Raw genomic sequence first — 16,521 nt, forward strand, 5'->3', positions numbered from 1 at the left:
ATCAGGCGGAGGCCTGCTGATCGCCCGTGGCAGAATGCGCCGGGTGCAGATCGGGATGCTGGGACCGTTCGAGGTTCGCACGGCCGACGGCGTCTTCGCCGATGTGCCGGGCGCCCGGCTGCGCGGGCTGTTGGTCGCCCTCGCGCTCCAACCGGGTCAGGTGGTCCCGAAGGCGACGCTGGTCGACTGGATCTGGGGCGAACAGCCGCCCGCCGACGCGGCGAATGCCTTGCAGCGCTTGGTTTCCCGGCTGCGGAAGGTGCTGCCGGAAGGGTCGGTCGAAGGGCAGCCGGACGGCTACCGGTTGAGGGTGGAACCCGACGCGGTCGACGCCGTACGGTTCGAACGCCTGGTCGCCCAGGCTCGCAACGACGCGGATCCACGGCGGGTACGGCTGCTGCGCGAGGCCCTCGCGGTGTGGCGCGGTGCGGCCCTGCAGGATGTCGGTTTGCAGGACAGCGCGGCGTTCGACGCTGCGGTCAGCCGGCTCGACCGGCTACGCCTGACAGCCATGGAGGATCGGTTCGACGCGGAGATCAGCCTCGGCCACGGCGGGCAACTGGTCACGGAACTGACCGACCTGGTGGCCGCGCATCCGGTACGGGAACGGCTGGTCGCCGCCCTGATGCGCGCCCTCGCCGCGACCGGTCGCGACAGCGAGGCGCTGCTCGTGTACCAGCGCACGAGAGAAGCCCTGGCGGACGCGCTGGGCGTCGACCCCTCACCGGAACTGTCCACGGTGCACGTCGCGCTGCTGCGAGGCGAGTTGGGACAGCGGGAGGAGACCCGGAAGACCAACCTGCGCGCCGAACTGACCAGCTTCGTCGGCAAGGACGCCGACGTCGCCGCGGTCCGCGAACTCATCGCCGACCATCGGCTCACCACCCTGATCGGGCCGGGCGGCGCCGGGAAGACCAGACTTGCCACGGAAACCGCGCGTACGCTGCTCGGCGACCTGCCGGACGGAGCCTGGCTGGTGGAGCTCGCGGCCATCGGCGCCGACGGCGACGTGGCGCAGGCGACGCTCACCGGGCTCGGCCTCCGGGATGCCCTGCTCGGCGAGACGCCGGACGCGGAGCCGACGGACCGTCTCATCGCGGCGATCCGCGAGCGGGAGGTGCTGCTGATCCTGGACAACTGCGAGCACGTGATCGAGTCGGCGGCGGCGTTCGCCCATCGAGTGCTCGGGGAGTGCCGGCGGCTGCGGATCCTGGCGACGAGCAGGGAACCGCTCGGCATCACCGGTGAGGTGCTCTGGCCGGTCGCGCCACTGGGCCTGCCGGACGCGAACGCCGGCCCCGGCGAGATCGAGTCCGCGCCGGCCGTCCGGCTGCTGCGGGACCGGGCGAGCGCGGTACGCAAGGATCTCGCGGCCGACGCCGGCACGTTGTCGACCATGGTGCGCGTCAGCCGGGCGCTGGACGGGATGCCGCTGGCGATCGAACTGGCCGCGGCCAGGTTGCGCACCATGTCCCTCGACCAGCTCGCCAACCGGCTCGACGACCGGTTCCGGCTGCTGACCGGCGGCAGCCGTACCGCGTTGCCCCGGCACCGGACGCTGCGTGCGATGGTCGACTGGAGCTGGGAGTTGCTGACCGACGCCGAGCGGGTGGTGCTGCGCAGGCTCTCGGTGTTCTCGGCCGGGGCGAGCCTGGAAGCGGCCGAGCGGGTCTGCGTCGGCGACGCGGTCGAGCCGAGCCAGGTGCTCGAGTTGCTGACCGCGCTGACCGAGAAATCGCTGCTGGTCGCCGAGGGCGACAGCGCGCCGCGGTACCGGATGCTCGGCACCATCAAGGAGTACGCCGAACAGCGTCTCGCGGAGGCGGGGGAATCGGAGCTGACCCGGCGTACGCATCTCGCGTACTTCACCGAACTCGCCGAGACCGCGGAGCCGCATCTTCGCCGCGCGGAGCAGCTGGAATGGCTTGCCGCGCTCGAGGTCGAGCACGACAACATCGCTGCCGCGATGCGCGGTGCGCTCGCGGCCGGCGAGGCGGCCGGGGCGATGCGGCTCGCCGCTGCCGCCGCCTGGTACTGGTGGCTCAGCGGGCACAAGGTGGAGGGCAACGAGCTGATCATGGCGGCCGCTGCCCTGCCCGGCGAGGTGGCCGACGACATCCAGGCCGTGGTCTACGCGTTCGTGACGGGGTTCATGACGTCTGGGCGCGGGCGTGACCAGTACCAGGCGGAAGAGTGGATCCGCGAGGCCTACGAGATCAGCCAACGTGTCCAGAGCCGTCACCCGGCGGTGAGATTGACCTCCGCACTGGAGCGCCTGTTGCAGGGTCCGGACGCGTACCTGTCCGCGTTCGAACCGTTGCTCGCCGACGAGGACCCCTGGGTTCGGGCTCTTGCCCGGCTGCAGCTCGGCAAGATGCGGATCCTGCTCGGCCACGGCAGCCCGGATGCGGACGCCAGTCTCGAGATGGCGCTCACCGAATTCCGCGCGCTCGGAGAGCGGTGGGGGATGTCGTTCGCCCTGACCGAACTGGCGGACCGCATCGCCATGCGCGGCGAGTTCGCCAGGGCGTGCGAGTACTACGAACAGGCGGTCGCAGTCGTCACCGAGGTCGGCGCCATCGAGGATGTCGTACGGATGCGGTCACGGCAGGCCCAGTTGTACTGGCTGCTGGGCGACGAGGACTCCACCGCGGCCGCGATGGCCGAGGCGCAGCAGTGCGCGGAACGGGTCGCCTGGCCGGAGGCGCTGGCCGAGCTGGCCCTGGCGAAGGCCGGGCTCGCCCGCTGGAGCGGCGATGCCGAGCAGGCACACCGGCAACTCGACATCACGACAGAGTTGCTGGGCGACGACGCCGACCGGGCCTACATCCGCGCGCTGAGACACGATGTGCTGGGCTACCTCGCCGAGGATCTCGACGAGGCCCGTGAACACCGCGTCGCGGCGTACTAGGCGGCGTGCGAGGGGGCGCCCGCGACCCAGATCGCCCAGGTGCTCGTCGGGATCGCGGATCTTGCCCTGCGCAACGAACAGTACGAGCAGGCCGCCCGGCTGCTCGCGGCGAGCGCCGGCGTACGGGGTCTGCCGGATCGTTCCCAACCGGACGTGACCCGGATCGAGGACGAAGCGCGGCGCCGCCTCGGTGACACGCGGTTCACCGAGGCGACGCAGGAGGGTGCACAGGCCAGTTGGCGGGAGTTGGTCGCGGTCACGCTCGCTTCATGAACGTCGAGGACGCCCACAGATACCCGACCAGAGCGATGCCGACGCACCAGCCGAGGGCGGGGATCACGTCGCCGGCGGCCGGCGCGCCGTTGAGCAGACCGCGCAGGGTCTCGATGATCGGCGTGAACGGCTGGTACTCCGCGAACTCCCGGAGTCCGGGCCCCATCTTGTCCGCCGGAACGATCGCGCTGCTGAAGAACGGGAGCATAACCAGCGGCACCGAGCCCATCCCGGCCGTTTCCGGGGATTTCGCCGCCAGTCCCAGGGCGACCGTGAGCCAGCCGGCCGCGACACCGAGCAGGACGACCAGGCCGATCACGCCGAGCCAGTCGAGGAAACTCGCCGAGGGACTGAATCCCAGCAGGAAGGCGACTCCGATGATCGCCGCGATGGCGATCAGGTTGGTCAGCACGCTGGCCACGACGTGGCCGGTCAGCACCGCGCTGCGCGGGACGTCCATGACCTTGAACCGGTTGATGATGCCCTTGGTCATGTCGGAGTTCACCGCCACCGCCACGGACCCCAGTCCGTAGCAGACGGCCAGCAGGAGCAGGCCCGGCGTCGCGTAGTCGACATAGTCGACACCCACGCTGAAGGCGTCTCCGAGCATGTACACGAACATCAACATGACCACGACCGGCATCAGGACCGCGTTGAACACCGACACCGGGTTCCGGGCGATGTGCTTGAGGTTGCGGCGCAGCATGACCATCGATGGGGACTTCATTTCGCGGCTACCTCCGTGCTGTGGCCCGTCAGGGCGAGGAAAACGTCGTCGAGATCAGGGGTGTGGACGGAGAACTCTTCGGCACTGATCGCGTACTCGTCGAGCCGGTCCAGCAGGGCCCGCAGCGATTTCGTGCCGCCATCGCTGGGAACCCGCAGGGCCAGTGCCTCGTCGTCCCGGGTGGCATCGGTGAGGATCCGCGCGGCCGCGTCGAGTTCCGCGGCGGTGGTGAACCGGAGCCGGACGTGCGTCCCGGGCACCAGGCGTTTGAGCTCCTCGGGAGTGCCCTGGGCGACCAGCCGGCCCTGATCGAGTACTGCGACGCGGTCGGCGAGCTGGTCGGCCTCCTCGAGGTACTGGGTGGTGAGGAAGATGGTCACGCCGTCGGCGACCAGACCGCGGATGATCGACCACATCGTGCGCCGGCTGCGCGGGTCCAGCCCCGTCGTCGGCTCGTCCAGGAAGATGATCCGCGGGTTGCCGACCAGCGTCATCGCCAGATCGAGCTTGCGGCGCATCCCACCGGAATAGGTCGACGCGGGCTTCTGCGCCGACTCCACCAGTTCGAAGCGTTCCAGCAGATCGGCGACGACCCGCCGGTCGTCGCCGGCTGAGCGCCGGTTCAGATCCACCATCAGCTGCAGGTTCTCCTGCCCCGTCAGCAGCTCGTCCACCGCCGCGAACTGACCGGTGACCCCGATCACCGAGCGCACCGCCTTGGCCTCGGTCGCCACATCATGCCCGGCAACCCGCGCCGTCCCACCATCGGCCGCCATCAACGTGGTCAGCACGTTCACCGTCGTCGTCTTACCCGCTCCGTTAGGCCCGAGCAGGGAGAAGACCGTGCCCGCGGGAACCTCCAGATCGATGCCCTCGAGCACCACCTTGTCCCCAAAAGCCTTCCGCAGCCCGGAAACCTCAATCGCAGAATCTGTCATGCGCCTACCCTCGGCGCCCGCCCTGACACCCGCCTGACACACCGCCTACACGGCCCCTGACACGGTGTCCGCCCTCGTCACGCAGGCGGAGCCTCACCCGGCAGACGGGCCCAGGGACGCGTTGGCGGCGGCCACGAGTTGGTCGATGTGGTCGGCCTGCGGGCCGTACATCGCGAAGATCGTGTCGGAGTTGCGGACCGAGTTCCTCACTCTGATCTCGTTCGAGAACAGGACGGTCCCTCCGTCGGGCTCGTAGTGTCCGGCGGGGCCCTTGAACGGGACGAACCGGTAGCCCACCTGGAAATCGTTCATCCAGGCGCGCAGGCAGAGCTCGTTGTCGAAGCAGATGCCTGGCTCGCCGACCTCGGAGAACGAGTAGTCCCAGCCGCCCAGGGTCTCGTAGCTGCGCCGGCGAACGAAGTACGGCCCGATGTTGACGTGCTGGACGAAACGGAACTCGTCGCCTCCCCAGATGCGCTTCGCCTTCGCGGGATCGGGATCGAAGCTCCCGAACCCCATGAACCCGCCGAGGATCGCCAGCCGGGGATGAGCCGCGAAGCATCCGAGCGCGGACTCCAGCCAGCCGGTCTCACGGGGTACGTGGTCGTCGTCCTGCACCAGGCAGACGATGTCCGACCGGGCGAACCTGATCGCCCGATCGAGGATCCTGATCTCGTGCAGGTCGTTCGAGTGGATCAGGAAGTCGTTCGGCCGCTCCAGATAGGACAGCCACTTCTCCTGCGAGCCGTCCAGCGAGCCGTCCTCACAGACGATCAGCTCGTGGTTGCCCAAGGCCCGCAAACCGCCGATCAGCTGCTCGATGTTGGAGATCCGGTTGAACGACTGGACGATGAACGCCAGTTGCGGCCGGTCCTGGTACTTCCACGCCGACGAGGTTCGCCGTTCCTTCTCCGCCTTGACGCGCTCGATCGTCGCCGGGTCGAGACCGGTCATGACCCACCCGCCCCAGGCCCGTCACCGAGACCGGCCGCCGCTGGTGATTCGAGGCCATCCGGCGACCTGCGGTGCGTATTGGTGTGCGCCAACTCCGGAGCGTTCAGCAGTACGGTCCTCGCCAGACTCGACCCGTTGTGGACAAGGTGGTCACACCGGCTCAGCAGCAGGTATTCGACGATCGCGTCCTCGCCGTTCTTCGCCGCCACGGCCCGGTCGGCGGCGATGTAGGCCGGCATGATCCATCCCGTCGGGCCCTGACCGGCCGCCTCACCGCCCTGATGCCGGACGCAGTCGTACGCGATGACGCGGTCCGGAAACGCCGCTGCCAATTGGTCCACCGAAGACTGCTCGTCCGACGCGACGAAGATCTTCGCCGTCGGGTGGATCTCCAGCAGCCCCTCGATCTCGGCGCAGTACCGCGACAACACGAGCGAGCCCTGGCGGAAGGTGCGCACCTCCTGCGGAGAAGTCGCATCGGTACCCCGTACGTGGACTCCGACGAGGTACTGCCCTGCCAGGTGACTCGCGAAGAAGTCGTCCACCTTCCGCGAGAGGTAAGCGCGCGGCCGGACGTACTTGTCCAGAATCGCCTTCGCCTCGCCTCTCAGCCGGTCGTCCGGATCGTCCCACTGATAGGGAATGCGCAAGGCGGCACCTTCCAGTAGCGGGTGATCGCCGAAATGGCTCGACACGAAGATGTCCTCGTCGACGAGGTAGCCGACCTCGAACGGAGACGGCGGATCAGCGGCTATGAGCGCTTTGACGGGTGCCGGGATTCGTGCCGCCGGACAGCTCGGGTCCAGAGGTTCGAAGTAGTACTCCCAGACCGTCTGCCGGCCCCGGTAGCCGTTGGGCGTCCAATAGCAGGTGCCGTCCCCGAAATGAACCACCGGAATGCGATTCTGCGCGACGGCCCAGGGAATATTGGCTATGACCTGTTGAACGAGTGAGAACAGACCCACGTCCCGTTCACAGATGATGTGGAGCCTGGGCGTCCCGTCACCCATGGTCCCGGTCCCGTCCTCGCCTTCGCCGCGTCGGCTCTGTCACTGCGCCACCTGCTTCTCTATCCATTGGTAAGTGGGCTCGAGTCCCTGGTCGAGCGTGACAACCGGCTCCCATTCCAGAACTTCCCGGAGCCGCCGATTGTCGGAATTGCGGCCCCGCACCCCCTGTGGCCCGTCGACATGCTTCAGCGTCACGCCGTGCTTGCCTGACTGGGTGATGACCAGGTGGGCCAGTTCGTTGACCGTCACCATGTCCTCGCTGCCGAGGTTGAGTGGCTCCCGGTAGTCCGACTGCATCAGCCGGTAGATTCCTTCCACGCAGTCGTCCACGTAGCAGAACGACCGTGTCTGTTCCCCGTCACCCCAGATCTCGATCTCGCCGCCTGGCTCGACAGCCGCGACCTTCCGGCACAGCGCCGCCGGCACCTTCTCGCGGCCGCCGTCGTACGTTCCATAGGGACCGTAGATGTTGTGGAAACGCACGATTCGGGTTTCGAGCCCGTGCTCCTCGGCGTACGCGAGGCAGACGCGCTCGGCGAACAGTTTCTCCCAGCCGTACGCGTCCTGCGGATTGGCGGGGTACGCGTCCTGCTCCTTGAGCGGAGTGACGTTCGCGTCGTTCTGCAGGAAATCGGGGTAGACGCAGGCCGACGAACTGAACAGGTAGCGCGAAACCCCGTTCATCCGGGCCGCTTCGAGCGTGTGGATGTTGATCAACGCGTTGTTGTGCAGAATCGTCGCGTGGTTGGCCGAGATGAATCCCATACCGCCCATGTCGGCAGCCAGCGCATAGACATGATCGATGCCCCGGGTGGCCAGGAGACATTCGTCGAAGCGCCGGAGGTCCCGCAGTTCGAATTCGTCAGCGTCCACCGCGGTGTAGTCGGGAGGGTGAAGGTCGACGCCTCGCACCCAGTACCCACGCCGCTTCAGCGACGTCACGAGGTGGTGCCCGATGAACCCGCCCGCGCCGGTCACCAGGATGCGCGCATCACTCACCGTTCTCATGTGGTCCCCTAGCTGTTGCTGGGCCTCCCCCAAGAACGGTCACCTGACGTCCCACAGCAACCGCAAACCCACGAGGAAGACCGATCGCCCACCGACGAGGCCCTCCCTGGATGGTGTCGTGCAAGTACCCCATTCTCCGACCGGTACACGGCGCTTCCTTCGCGCGTGGAGAGCTGTCGAATGCTCCGGCCGGCCACAGGGCCTGTTCCAAGCGCTTGAACGAATGCAGTGCCTCCGAGACCGCAGAACCACCGGCAGGCGTACTCAGCACGGCGTCCTTGCCTAAGGCATCAACCAGCGCGGCGCGTTGAATCCGGGCGCGTCCGATCCAGCCCTGGCGTGAGCGTGATGTGCGACACGGGACGTCACAGTCGCGATGGCTACGGGGTCATATGGATGACCGCTGATTGCGGTTCGGCGTGGAGGATGATCAAGGAGGGTCGAACCATGCACCGCCCCTGGAACAACCTGCGAGCAAGGGTATTCCCCGACCATTGGTCGCTGCTGTTCGGCCAGATCGCCTTCTACAGCTTCGTCGTGATCGTGCTCAGCGGCGTGGTCCTGACGGTCTACTACGAACCGTCGGTCGATCACGTTGTGTACAACGGACCGTACGCACCGCTGCGCGGCGCAGAGATGTCGCGGGCGCTGGAGTCGACCATGGCGATCAGCTTCGAGGTCCGCGGTGGACTGCTGATGCGCCAGGTCCATCACTGGGCGACGCTGATCATGGTGGCGGCGATCACGCTGCACTTGTTGCGGCTGTTCTTCACCGCCGGGTTCCGTCGGCCACGGCGCCTGAACTGGCTCGTCGTCTTCGGGCTGCTCATCGTCATGCTGGGCGCGGCCCTCACCGGCACCTCACTTCCGGACGACATGGCGTCCGGCACGAGCCTCGCCGTACTCGACGGTGTCCTACAGGCGACTCCGCTCGTCGGCTCTGCTCTCTCGGCCCTGCTGTTCGGGGGGCAGTTCCCCGGCGATGTGATCTCGCAGTTCTACCCGTTGCACGTCGTCGTTCTGCCCGCCGTACTTGTTGTCCTCTTCGTTGTCGGCGCGGTCCTCGCACTCAGGCACAAGCCCGCGCAGTTCGCCGGACCCGGGCGAACCGAAGACAACGTCGTGGGACGTCCGGCGACCGCGGCCGCGGTCAAGAGTGTCGGCCTGTTCTGCTTTGTCGCGGGGGTTGCGATCTTGATGGCCGCGACGGCGACCATCAACCCGGTGTGGCTGTACGGCCCCGCGGATCCGGCGAACGCCTCGGCCGGTGTCGGCCCGGCGTGGTATCTCGCCTTCCTCGACGGCTCGCTTCGGCTGGCGCCAGGCTGGGAATTCGTCTTGTGGGGCAAGACCTTCAGCTTGGCCATTCTGCTGCCGGTGACGGTCTGCACGCTGTTCCTCGCGCTCGTCGCCGTCTACCCGTTCATCGAGGAGCGGCTGACCGGCGACCGGCGGGATCACCACCTCCTCGAGCGGCCGCGCGACAACCCGACCCGAACCGGCATCGGAGCCGCCGGAATCACCTTCTACGGCGTCCTGTGGGCCGCAGCCGGCGCCGACACCATGGCCGTGCTGTTCCACCTTTCGGTCAACTCACTCCTGCACGTCTTTCAGGTCCTCTTGATCCTGGGCCCGCCCGCCGCACTGATGGTCACGCGCCGCATCTGCAGTGGGCTGCAGGAACAGGATGCGCGGATCGCGGTGCTCGGCGTCGAGACCGGCCAGATAGTTCGGCGTGCGGACGGCGGGTACGTCGAGCAGCACCGTCCAGTCGACGTATACCGGCGCTGGCAACTCGTGGGCGCATCCGCGAAAGGCCGCGCGTTGACCGCACAGACCACCGACGCAAAGCACGAGGAGGCTGAATGAGAGGCATAACGAGCGTGCTCAGCGGTGCAGTTGCCCATTGCTAGGTGGCTCGCCATCAGGCACGCGGACGTGACGGTCGAGGCGCCGGAGCAGCGACGGATGGAGGGTTGGGAAGCGATGTTCCTGCTCCAGATGTCGGGCGTTCCACGTTCTGGGAAGTCCACCGTCGCCGCCCACGTCGTAGACCCGCATGGTGCGGTTGCCGTTGACCACAACGTCATCAAGACCGCTGTCCTCGACACCGGCTACGACCTCGCCGGCAGTACTAAGGCAGCGTACGAGGATCCTCACCGAAGGCATGGAAATCGCCAGGGCGCACGATGCGACCTACAAATATGTCGAGTGCCAGGTTCGTGATCTAAAGCTCCTCGACGAGAGACTCAGCCGGCGGCCTACGCACGCGACATGGTCGACCGTCCCGAGATGCTGGCTGGTGGGAGAGAACGGTTCTCCCACTGACCCCTCCAACGAAAACAGGTCAGGGGGCGAAAGTGCCTCCTGACCTGCCGATACTGCTGGTGGAGCTTAGGGGATTCGAACCCCTGACCTCTTCCATGCCATGGAAGCGCGCTACCAACTGCGCCAAAGCCCCGCGGTGTCTTGCGACTCCGGAAGTTTAGCGGATGGGGGGCTGCAAAGAAAAATCGGGTGGGGTGGGGCTGGAGGTGAGGAGGAGCAGGTCTGGGGAGGGTGGGTTGGGGGGCGGAAATTGAGGTGGGAAGTGGTAGATGCGAGCGGCGTCGGCCGGCCCGAAGCGGGCGGCCGGAGGACGCGCGGTCGGCGTTGGGGCGGCCGAGGACGCGCGGTCGGCGTTGGGGCGGCCGGAGGACGCGCTGTTGGCGTTGGGCGGCCGGGAGATGCGTGGTCAGCGTTGGGGGTCGTCGCTCATTACTGGTTCGGGGAGGGAGCCGGCGTTCCATTCTTCGATGCGCCAGCCGCGGCGGCCGGGGAGTAGGGAGACCCAGTTGCAGTTGGCGAGGCCGCCGAAGGCGGGCCAGTGGGCCTTGGGGATGCCTAGGAAGAGGCAGATGCCTACTCGGGCGGCCAAGCCGTGGGTGGCGACAACGACCGTGTCGGAGGACTCGCCGTGTTCTATTGCGCGGGTCAAGGCCGGGGCGAAGCGTTCGGCTACCTCTTCTACGGTTTCGCCGGCGGTGCCTCGGCGTTGGGGCTCGCCAGAGCGGATGCGGGCGGCGGCTTCCGGGTGGATCGCGGCTAGCTCTTCCATGGTCATGCCGGCCCAGTCGTCGACGTTGATCTCGCGCAACGCCTCGTCGTACTCGATCTTGAGGCCGGTCAAGGTTGCCAGCTCACCGGCTGTTGCGGCGGCGCGCTGGAGGTCGCTGGAGAACAGGCGCGTGGGGGCGAGCGAGGCTAGCCGGGCTGCCGCGGCGCGTGCTTGGGCTAGGCCGACGTCGTCGAGCGGGATGTCGGCCTGGCCCTGGATCTTGTCCTGCAGGTTCCACTCGGTCCGGCCGTGGCGCCAGACGATCAGGCGGCCCGCGGTCATTCGGCCTGCGCGGACGAGCCGGTGGTACCGGTCGCGTCCGAGGAGCCGGCCGGCGAGCCGTTGGCGTCCGCTGTATCCGAGGAGCCGGCGGAGGAGCCAGCAGAGCGAGTCGCGTCGGCGGAGCCGGTGGTGCCAGCCACGTCAGCAGTGCGGGTCGCGTCGGAGGAGCCGGTGGCGCCAGCCGCCTCAGCAGAGCCTGTGGCGCCAGCCGCGTCAGCAGAGCCGGTGGTGCCAGCCGCGTCAGCAGGGCCGGTGGTGGGCATCGTGCCGTCCGGGCCCGGGAGCGGGATGATCGGGCAGTCGCGCCACAGGCGCTCGAGGGAGTAGAAGCTGCGCTCCTCGTCGTGCTGGACGTGGATGACGATCTCTAGGTAGTCGAGCAGCACCCAGCGGCCTTCGCGCGCGCCCTCCCGGCGTACCGGCTTGGCGTCGAAGTCGACCCGCAGCTTCTCCTCGACCGCGTCCACGATCGCGCGGACCTGGCGGTCGTTGGAGGCCGACGCGACCAGGAAGGCGTCGGTGATGGCGAGCTGCTCGGAGACGTCGAACGCGAGAACGTTCTCGGCCTTCTTGTCGTGGGCCGCCTCGGCTGCCGCGGTGAGCAGCTCGATGGCGCGTTCGGTGGCAGGCATGCCTGATCCTTTGATAGTTGGCCTTCTAGTGGTTGGTGTAGAGCTGGCGCTTGGCGATGTACTGGACGATGCCGTCCGGCACCAAGTACCAGGTCGGGTTGCCCTTGGCGACCCGGGCGCGGCACTCGGTGGACGAGATGGCCAGGGCCGGTACTTCGAGCAGGGTGACCCGATCCATCGGGAGCCGATCCAGCGGCAGCTCCAGCGACTCGGTCCCCGGCCGGGTACAGCCGACGAACTGGGCCAGTTTGAACATCTCGTCGACGTCGCGCCAGGTGAGGATCTGGGCCAGCGCGTCGGCACCGGTGATGAAGAACAGCTCCGCGTCCGGATACAGCTTGGCCAGGTCGCGCAGCGTGTCGATCGTGTACGTCGGCCCGGGCCGGTCGACGTCCACCCGGCTGACCGAGAACCGGGGGTTCGAGGCGGTCGCGATCACCGTCATCAGATACCGGTCCTCGGGCGGTGAGACCGCGCGCTCCAGCTTCTGCCACGGCTGCCCGGTCGGGACGAAGATCACCTCGTCCAGATCGAAGTACGACTGTACTTCGCTCGCCGCCACCAGGTGACCGTGGTGGATCGGGTCGAACGTGCCGCCCATCACGCCCAGGCGGCGGCCGGGTCGCACCCGTTCCGGGGAATCCACGTCAGCTCGTTCCGCCGCTCAGCTGTGCGGCCGGCCCTTGCCGAAGATCACGGTGATGAGGAGCAGCCCGGTCAGAGCGACCATCGTGAACCCGCCGTACCACCACGGGGAGATGTGCGAGGCCTCGGAGGCCCCTTCGACGGCCGCGAGCTGCGGCAGGAGGAGGGAAAGCATGAGGCAGAGCCTATCTCTTGCCGGCCTACGCGAGCGCGACCGGTGGGCCTGAGGCCTGCCGGTCGCGCGGGAGGTGGGTCAGCTGTGCCGCACGTAGCGGGTCAGCAGCCGGCGCCAAGCGGAGGGTCCGACATGGTCGCGATGGTAAAGCGCGGCGACACGGCGCATCTCGTCGATGTGGGCACGGGCGACTTCGGGGGTGATCATGAGTCCTTCACAAGGTTGTACCGGAGGTCGGAGCGGGCGGCTTCGACACTTGAAATTATACGATGAGTTTTGGTATTACACAAACGAATTGAAGGCAGATCAGCTGATCTCCCTACGAATCTCTGGCAAACGGAGGATTGCGCATGGATGCGATCGATCGGCAGCTGGTCGAGGCGCTGCGGGCCAACGGGCGGTCCAGCTGGGCCGAGCTCGGCCGGGTGGTCGGGCTGTCGGGGCCGAGCGTCCAGGAGCGGGTCCGGCGGCTGGAGGAGCGTGGGGTGCTGCTCGGGTACCGCGCGGTGGTCGCGCCGGATCAGGTCGGGCTGGGGACCAGTGCGCTGGTCGGGTTGTTCCAGCGGGACGACGTGGAGACGGACGACATCGTTGAAGGGGTTCGGGAGATACCGGCGGTGGAGGACTGCTGGTTCGTGGCTGGGGATCAGGAACTGGTGGTGAAGGTGCGGGTTGCCGATGTGACGCAGCTTGAGGCGGTGGTGGGGAGTCTGCGGCGGGTGAACGGGGTGGTGCGGACGCGGACGACGGTGGTGCTGTCCACGCGCTGGGAGGCGAGGCCGGCGCCGCTGCCGGAGTAGATGCCGGTACTGCGGGGAGGTGGCGCCCCTGGGCGTTGGATGGTCTGGTGGGCCGCCGGCTTGGGCTGCGGTTGCGCCCTGGCGGGCGCGGCTGTGGTTGAGGCGGCGGCTGGGGAAGGTCGCGGAGGGCTGGGCTGTGATTGCAGGGCGGTTGCTAGCTAGGCGGCGATGTGGTGCGCGCGGAGGGCTGGGCTGTGATTGCAGGGCGGGTGCTAGCTAGGCGGCGGTGTGGTGCGGGCGGAGAGTGCGGCTGGGGTTGGGGTGCGTTGGCTGGAGAAGTAGGTGGTGACGGCTGCGGTTAGGGCTAGGACGGCTGCTGCCAGAAAGAGCAGGGTGGGGATGTGTTGGTAGGCAGCGCCTCCTAAAGCCGGGGCTAGGAACATGCCGGAGATGGAGGCGGCGGCGTACAGGCTGGAGAAGCGGCCGGTCATTCCTTCGGGGGCTGCGTCGGCTACGTGGGCTGTGGCGGTGGGTTTGTAGAGCATCTCGCCGGCGGTGATGATCGCTACCGCTACAGCAGCGCCTGCTAGGGCCGGCCAGAAGCCCAGGACGGATAGGCCCAGCCCGACTAGAACGAAGCCGGTGGCGATGACCCGGGTTGAGCGATGCTCGCGTAGGCGCATCGCGAGGGGCGCCTCCAAGAGGACGATCAGCACCGAGCTCAGGCCGATCAGTACGCCGTACGCGACTGCGGGTGATCCCGCGTCGCGCAGTAGCAGCGGCAGGGTGGCGTAGAGCTGGCGGTAGACGGTGTCGACGACCACGATCGCCGCCAGCAAGACCAGCACCGAGCGGTCTTGACGCAGCGCGCGCCACACACCACCGGATGCCTGAGCCGACACCACTCGGACTGCACTCGGCACCCAGCGCCAGATGACGGCAGCAAGCACCACACTGCTCACCGCGTCGACCACGAAGACCAGAGAGAAGTCGTACGCCGCCAGCAAGCCGCCCAGCGGAGGACCGATCGTGAAGCCGGCGTTGGACGCCGAGCGCGACAGGGCAATCCCCTCGCGGCGCCGCTCAGCAGGCAAGGCAGTAGCGACGAGTGCGCTGAGGTTAGGTCGAGTCGCGCCGCCGCACAGCCCCGCAACAGCGGCAAGCCCGGCCAAGAGAGCAGTAGGCACTACCGGCATCGCTAGGCACGCCACCGCCCAACTGAGCTGACTAGCCACCGCAGCAGTACGCAGCCCGAACCGATCCCCGAACCACCCGCCACCGAGATTCCCCAGCAGCAACCCCACCCCGTACGCCGCTGCCGCGAAGCCGGCCTGCTGCGGCGACATCCCCCGGTCCTCGACCAGGTAGAGCGTCAGGTAGATCCACGCCAGCGAACCGGCCGAGCTCACCAGTTGCCCGAGCATCACCGCCTTCAACCAGCCGGGCAGTTCCGCCACTCGACGCCAGTACATCGCCACCCCGCGCTAGAGTGAGTTCCCAATGGGAACTTAGCGAGCCAGCTAGCGTGGTGGCAACCGGATTGGAGGTCGCCGTGCGGCGCAGCAGCTACTCCCCCGAGCCGGACTGCGCGATCGCCCAGTCCCTCGGCGTGATCGGTGACGGCTGGGAACTGCTGATCGTCCGGGACCTGGCGCGCGGGCTGGACCGGTTCGATCTGCTGGCGGAGTCGCTGAGGATCTCCCGCAAGGTGCTGACCGAGCGTCTGAACAGCCTCCTCGACAGCGGGCTGGTCGAGCGCGAGGCCTACCAGGAGCGTCCCGTCCGGTACGCCTACAAGCTCACGGCGCGCGGCCGCGGCCTGCTGCCGGTGCTCGTCGCGCTGCAGGACTGGGGCGACCGCTGGCTTCTCGGCGACGGCGAACTCACCGGCACCAACACTTCCGACGAAGCCCCCGCCCACCGCGTCCATGAACTCGTCGGCCACCGCATCCCCGAGGATCTGCTGCTCCCGACCGGAGCCCACGCCGTACTGCGGGATGTGGTGGACGTCGGCGCGCAGGCGACGGTGGTTTTCGGGTATCCGGCGACTGGGCGGCCGAGCAAGTTGCCGGAGGGGTGGAATGAGATCGCCGGGACCGCGGGGTGCACGTTGGAGAACAAGTTGTTCGCTGAGCGGGCCGCGGACTTCGGAAGCGCTGGGATCGCGGTGCATGGGGTGAGTACGCAGCGGCCTGATGAGCAGCGTGCGTTCGCGGAACTGGAGAACATCCCGCATCTGCTGCTCTCCGACACAGAGCTCGAGTTGGCCGCCGCGCTTCGGCTGCCGACTTTCAGGGTCGGGGGTTACGAGCGGCTGAAGAGGTTCGTGCTGGTGGTGGGCGGAGACCGAGTGATCAAGGCGGTCAAGTACCCGGTGACTGATATCCCCGAGGCAGTCGGTTGGGCCTTCAGGGTGGGGCAGCTGTGACGGTTGAGATCTGGTGGGCGCGGGTGCGGGATGCCCGGCCTGAGCTCGCCGCGGACCTGGATGACGCGGAGAAGAGCCGGCTGGCGGCCTACGCGCGGGATGAGGACAAGGCGCGCTTCCTGCTGGGGGCGGCGATGATTCGCCGAGTGCTGGGTCAGCGGTTCATCAAGGCGCCGGCCGCGGTGAAACTGGATCGGAGCTGCCCGGACTGCAGCCGGCCGCACGGGAAGGTGACGAGCGAGGGGATGCAGTTGTCGGTGTCGCATTCCGGTGACCTGATCGCCGTCGCGTTCCACCCCAGTACTGCGGTCGGCGTCGACGTGGAACTGGTGGATCCGCAGATCGACGCGGACTCGCTGGCCGGTGTCAGCCTGGGCGAATCGGAGGCGAAGTACCTCGCCACTCTCGAGCCGGGCGAACGGGCGCGCGCGTTCACGACGTACTGGACTCGGAAGGAAGCCGTCGTGAAGGCGACCGGCGACGGGATCCGCGCGGACCTGCGCAAGGTGATCGTGAGCGCGCCCGACCAGCCACCCGTGTTGGTCGAATGGCCAGGCTACGGCGGACCCGTCCAGTTGGTGGATCTGCAGGCCGGCCACGAGTACGCCGCCGCGCTCGCCGTGCTGTCGGACGAGGCGCCCGACGTACGCTCGATCGACGCCGGCCCCCTGCTCAGGTCGTAGGCAACAGCCCGCCGCTGA

At 67.9% G+C, this 16,521-nt stretch carries 16 protein-coding genes, 1 tRNA gene and 1 pseudogene; 6 read left to right on the top strand and 12 right to left on the bottom strand.

Annotated features, from left to right (window positions below):
- Positions 1-43 precede the first annotated feature (43 nt).
- Together ABD255_RS30195 and ABD255_RS30200 are read left to right on the top strand one after the other, a co-directional pair.
- Entirely contained in the window at positions 44-2,911 is a 2,868-nt protein-coding gene (locus tag ABD255_RS30195; protein WP_344219997.1) for an AfsR/SARP family transcriptional regulator, read from the top strand.
- A gap of 39 nt (positions 2,912-2,950) precedes the next feature.
- Positions 2,951-3,184 carry a hypothetical protein gene (locus tag ABD255_RS30200; protein WP_344219999.1) on the top strand — a complete coding sequence of 78 codons (234 nt, stop codon included), beginning with the start codon at positions 2,951-2,953 and terminating at the stop codon, positions 3,182-3,184.
- On the opposite strand, the gene ABD255_RS30205 is transcribed toward ABD255_RS30200, so the two are convergent.
- From ABD255_RS30205 to ABD255_RS30225, 5 genes are all read right to left on the bottom strand, one after another.
- Positions 3,168-3,911, bottom strand: a complete 744-nt coding sequence (locus ABD255_RS30205; RefSeq protein WP_344220001.1) for an ABC transporter permease — start codon at positions 3,909-3,911, stop codon at positions 3,168-3,170. The genes ABD255_RS30200 and ABD255_RS30205 overlap by 17 nt on opposite strands.
- Entirely contained in the window at positions 3,908-4,849 is a 942-nt protein-coding gene (locus tag ABD255_RS30210; protein WP_344220003.1) for an ATP-binding cassette domain-containing protein, read from the bottom strand. Before ABD255_RS30210 ends, ABD255_RS30205 begins: the two co-directional genes overlap by 4 nt.
- Before the next feature lie 93 nt (positions 4,850-4,942).
- Complete coding sequence (locus tag ABD255_RS30215) at positions 4,943-5,803, bottom strand: glycosyltransferase family 2 protein (protein WP_344220005.1); 861 nt, start codon at positions 5,801-5,803, stop codon at positions 4,943-4,945.
- Complete coding sequence (locus ABD255_RS30220; protein WP_344220007.1) at positions 5,800-6,813, bottom strand: O-fucosyltransferase family protein; 1,014 nt, start codon at positions 6,811-6,813, stop codon at positions 5,800-5,802. The genes ABD255_RS30215 and ABD255_RS30220 overlap by 4 nt, the downstream gene beginning before the upstream one ends.
- A gap of 39 nt (positions 6,814-6,852) precedes the next feature.
- A complete protein-coding gene (locus ABD255_RS30225) occupies positions 6,853-7,821 on the bottom strand; it encodes an NAD-dependent epimerase/dehydratase family protein (RefSeq protein ID WP_344220009.1) in 969 nt (322 codons plus the stop codon).
- A gap of 447 nt (positions 7,822-8,268) precedes the next feature.
- On the opposite strand from ABD255_RS30225, the gene qcrB reads away from it, so the two are divergent.
- Complete coding sequence (gene qcrB, locus ABD255_RS30230; RefSeq protein WP_344220011.1) at positions 8,269-9,690, top strand: cytochrome bc1 complex cytochrome b subunit; 1,422 nt, start codon at positions 8,269-8,271, stop codon at positions 9,688-9,690.
- 516 nt (positions 9,691-10,206) lie between these two features.
- Here qcrB and ABD255_RS30235 read toward each other — a convergent pair.
- The 6 genes and pseudogenes from ABD255_RS30235 to ABD255_RS30260 all read right to left on the bottom strand — a co-directional run bounded on the left by ABD255_RS30235 (position 10,207) and on the right by ABD255_RS30260 (position 12,859).
- A tRNA-Ala gene (locus tag ABD255_RS30235) sits at positions 10,207-10,282 on the bottom strand.
- A 273-nt stretch (positions 10,283-10,555) separates the two neighbouring features.
- Positions 10,556-11,200 (bottom strand): histidine phosphatase family protein, encoded by a 645-nt coding sequence (locus ABD255_RS30240; RefSeq protein WP_344220013.1) that lies wholly within the window; start codon positions 11,198-11,200, stop codon positions 10,556-10,558.
- A gap of 269 nt (positions 11,201-11,469) precedes the next feature.
- A pseudogene (gene rsfS, locus ABD255_RS43870) lies at positions 11,470-11,832 on the bottom strand (ribosome silencing factor); the annotation flags it as partial.
- Positions 11,833-11,857: 25 nt separating this feature from the next.
- Positions 11,858-12,478: a nicotinate-nucleotide adenylyltransferase gene (gene nadD, locus ABD255_RS30250; protein ID WP_344220017.1), complete on the bottom strand. Its 621-nt coding sequence runs from the start codon at positions 12,476-12,478 to the stop codon at positions 11,858-11,860.
- 18 nt (positions 12,479-12,496) lie between these two features.
- Positions 12,497-12,652, bottom strand: a complete 156-nt coding sequence (locus ABD255_RS30255) for a hypothetical protein (RefSeq protein ID WP_344220019.1) — start codon at positions 12,650-12,652, stop codon at positions 12,497-12,499.
- Positions 12,653-12,730: 78 nt separating this feature from the next.
- Complete coding sequence (locus ABD255_RS30260) at positions 12,731-12,859, bottom strand: hypothetical protein (RefSeq protein WP_344220021.1); 129 nt, start codon at positions 12,857-12,859, stop codon at positions 12,731-12,733.
- A 143-nt stretch (positions 12,860-13,002) separates the two neighbouring features.
- Here ABD255_RS30260 and ABD255_RS30265 point away from each other — a divergent pair, with 143 nt between their 5' ends.
- On the top strand, positions 13,003-13,452 hold the full coding sequence (locus ABD255_RS30265; protein WP_344220023.1) for an Lrp/AsnC family transcriptional regulator: 450 nt from the start codon (positions 13,003-13,005) through the stop codon (positions 13,450-13,452).
- Positions 13,453-13,664: 212 nt separating this feature from the next.
- Here the strand turns inward: ABD255_RS30265 and ABD255_RS30270 are convergent, their stop codons facing one another.
- Positions 13,665-14,864, bottom strand: coding sequence for an MFS transporter (locus tag ABD255_RS30270; protein ID WP_344220025.1), 1,200 nt, complete (start codon positions 14,862-14,864; stop codon positions 13,665-13,667).
- Between the two features lie 56 nt (positions 14,865-14,920).
- Here ABD255_RS30270 and ABD255_RS30275 point away from each other — a divergent pair, with 56 nt between their 5' ends.
- Entirely contained in the window at positions 14,921-15,820 is a 900-nt protein-coding gene (locus ABD255_RS30275) for a winged helix-turn-helix transcriptional regulator (protein WP_344220027.1), read from the top strand.
- Positions 15,817-16,503, top strand: a complete 687-nt coding sequence (locus ABD255_RS30280; protein ID WP_344220029.1) for a 4'-phosphopantetheinyl transferase family protein — start codon at positions 15,817-15,819, stop codon at positions 16,501-16,503. The genes ABD255_RS30275 and ABD255_RS30280 overlap by 4 nt, the downstream gene beginning before the upstream one ends.
- Positions 16,504-16,521 lie beyond the last annotated feature (18 nt).

Origin of the sequence: Kribbella sancticallisti (genome assembly GCF_039530625.1) — a bacterium.
Taxonomy (GTDB): Bacteria; Actinomycetota; Actinomycetes; order Propionibacteriales; family Kribbellaceae; genus Kribbella; species Kribbella sancticallisti.

What these genes read in the sequence shown, in the direction of transcription:
- ABD255_RS30270 (WP_344220025.1), bottom strand. Translation starts at nt 14,864, where the DNA reads ATGTACTGGCGTCGAGTGGCGGAACTGCCCGGCTGGTTGAAGGCGGTG.
- ABD255_RS30240 (WP_344220013.1), bottom strand. Translation starts at nt 11,200, where the DNA reads ATGACCGCGGGCCGCCTGATCGTCTGGCGCCACGGCCGGACCGAGTGG.
- ABD255_RS30265 (WP_344220023.1), top strand. Translation starts at nt 13,003, where the DNA reads ATGGATGCGATCGATCGGCAGCTGGTCGAGGCGCTGCGGGCCAACGGG.
- ABD255_RS30210 (WP_344220003.1), bottom strand. Translation starts at nt 4,849, where the DNA reads ATGACAGATTCTGCGATTGAGGTTTCCGGGCTGCGGAAGGCTTTTGGG.
- ABD255_RS30215 (WP_344220005.1), bottom strand. Translation starts at nt 5,803, where the DNA reads ATGACCGGTCTCGACCCGGCGACGATCGAGCGCGTCAAGGCGGAGAAG.
- ABD255_RS30260 (WP_344220021.1), bottom strand. Translation starts at nt 12,859, where the DNA reads ATGATCACCCCCGAAGTCGCCCGTGCCCACATCGACGAGATGCGCCGT.
- ABD255_RS30255 (WP_344220019.1), bottom strand. Translation starts at nt 12,652, where the DNA reads ATGCTTTCCCTCCTCCTGCCGCAGCTCGCGGCCGTCGAAGGGGCCTCC.
- ABD255_RS30220 (WP_344220007.1), bottom strand. Translation starts at nt 6,813, where the DNA reads ATGGGTGACGGGACGCCCAGGCTCCACATCATCTGTGAACGGGACGTG.
- ABD255_RS30205 (WP_344220001.1), bottom strand. Translation starts at nt 3,911, where the DNA reads ATGAAGTCCCCATCGATGGTCATGCTGCGCCGCAACCTCAAGCACATC.
- qcrB (WP_344220011.1), top strand. Translation starts at nt 8,269, where the DNA reads ATGCACCGCCCCTGGAACAACCTGCGAGCAAGGGTATTCCCCGACCAT.
- ABD255_RS30225 (WP_344220009.1), bottom strand. Translation starts at nt 7,821, where the DNA reads ATGAGAACGGTGAGTGATGCGCGCATCCTGGTGACCGGCGCGGGCGGG.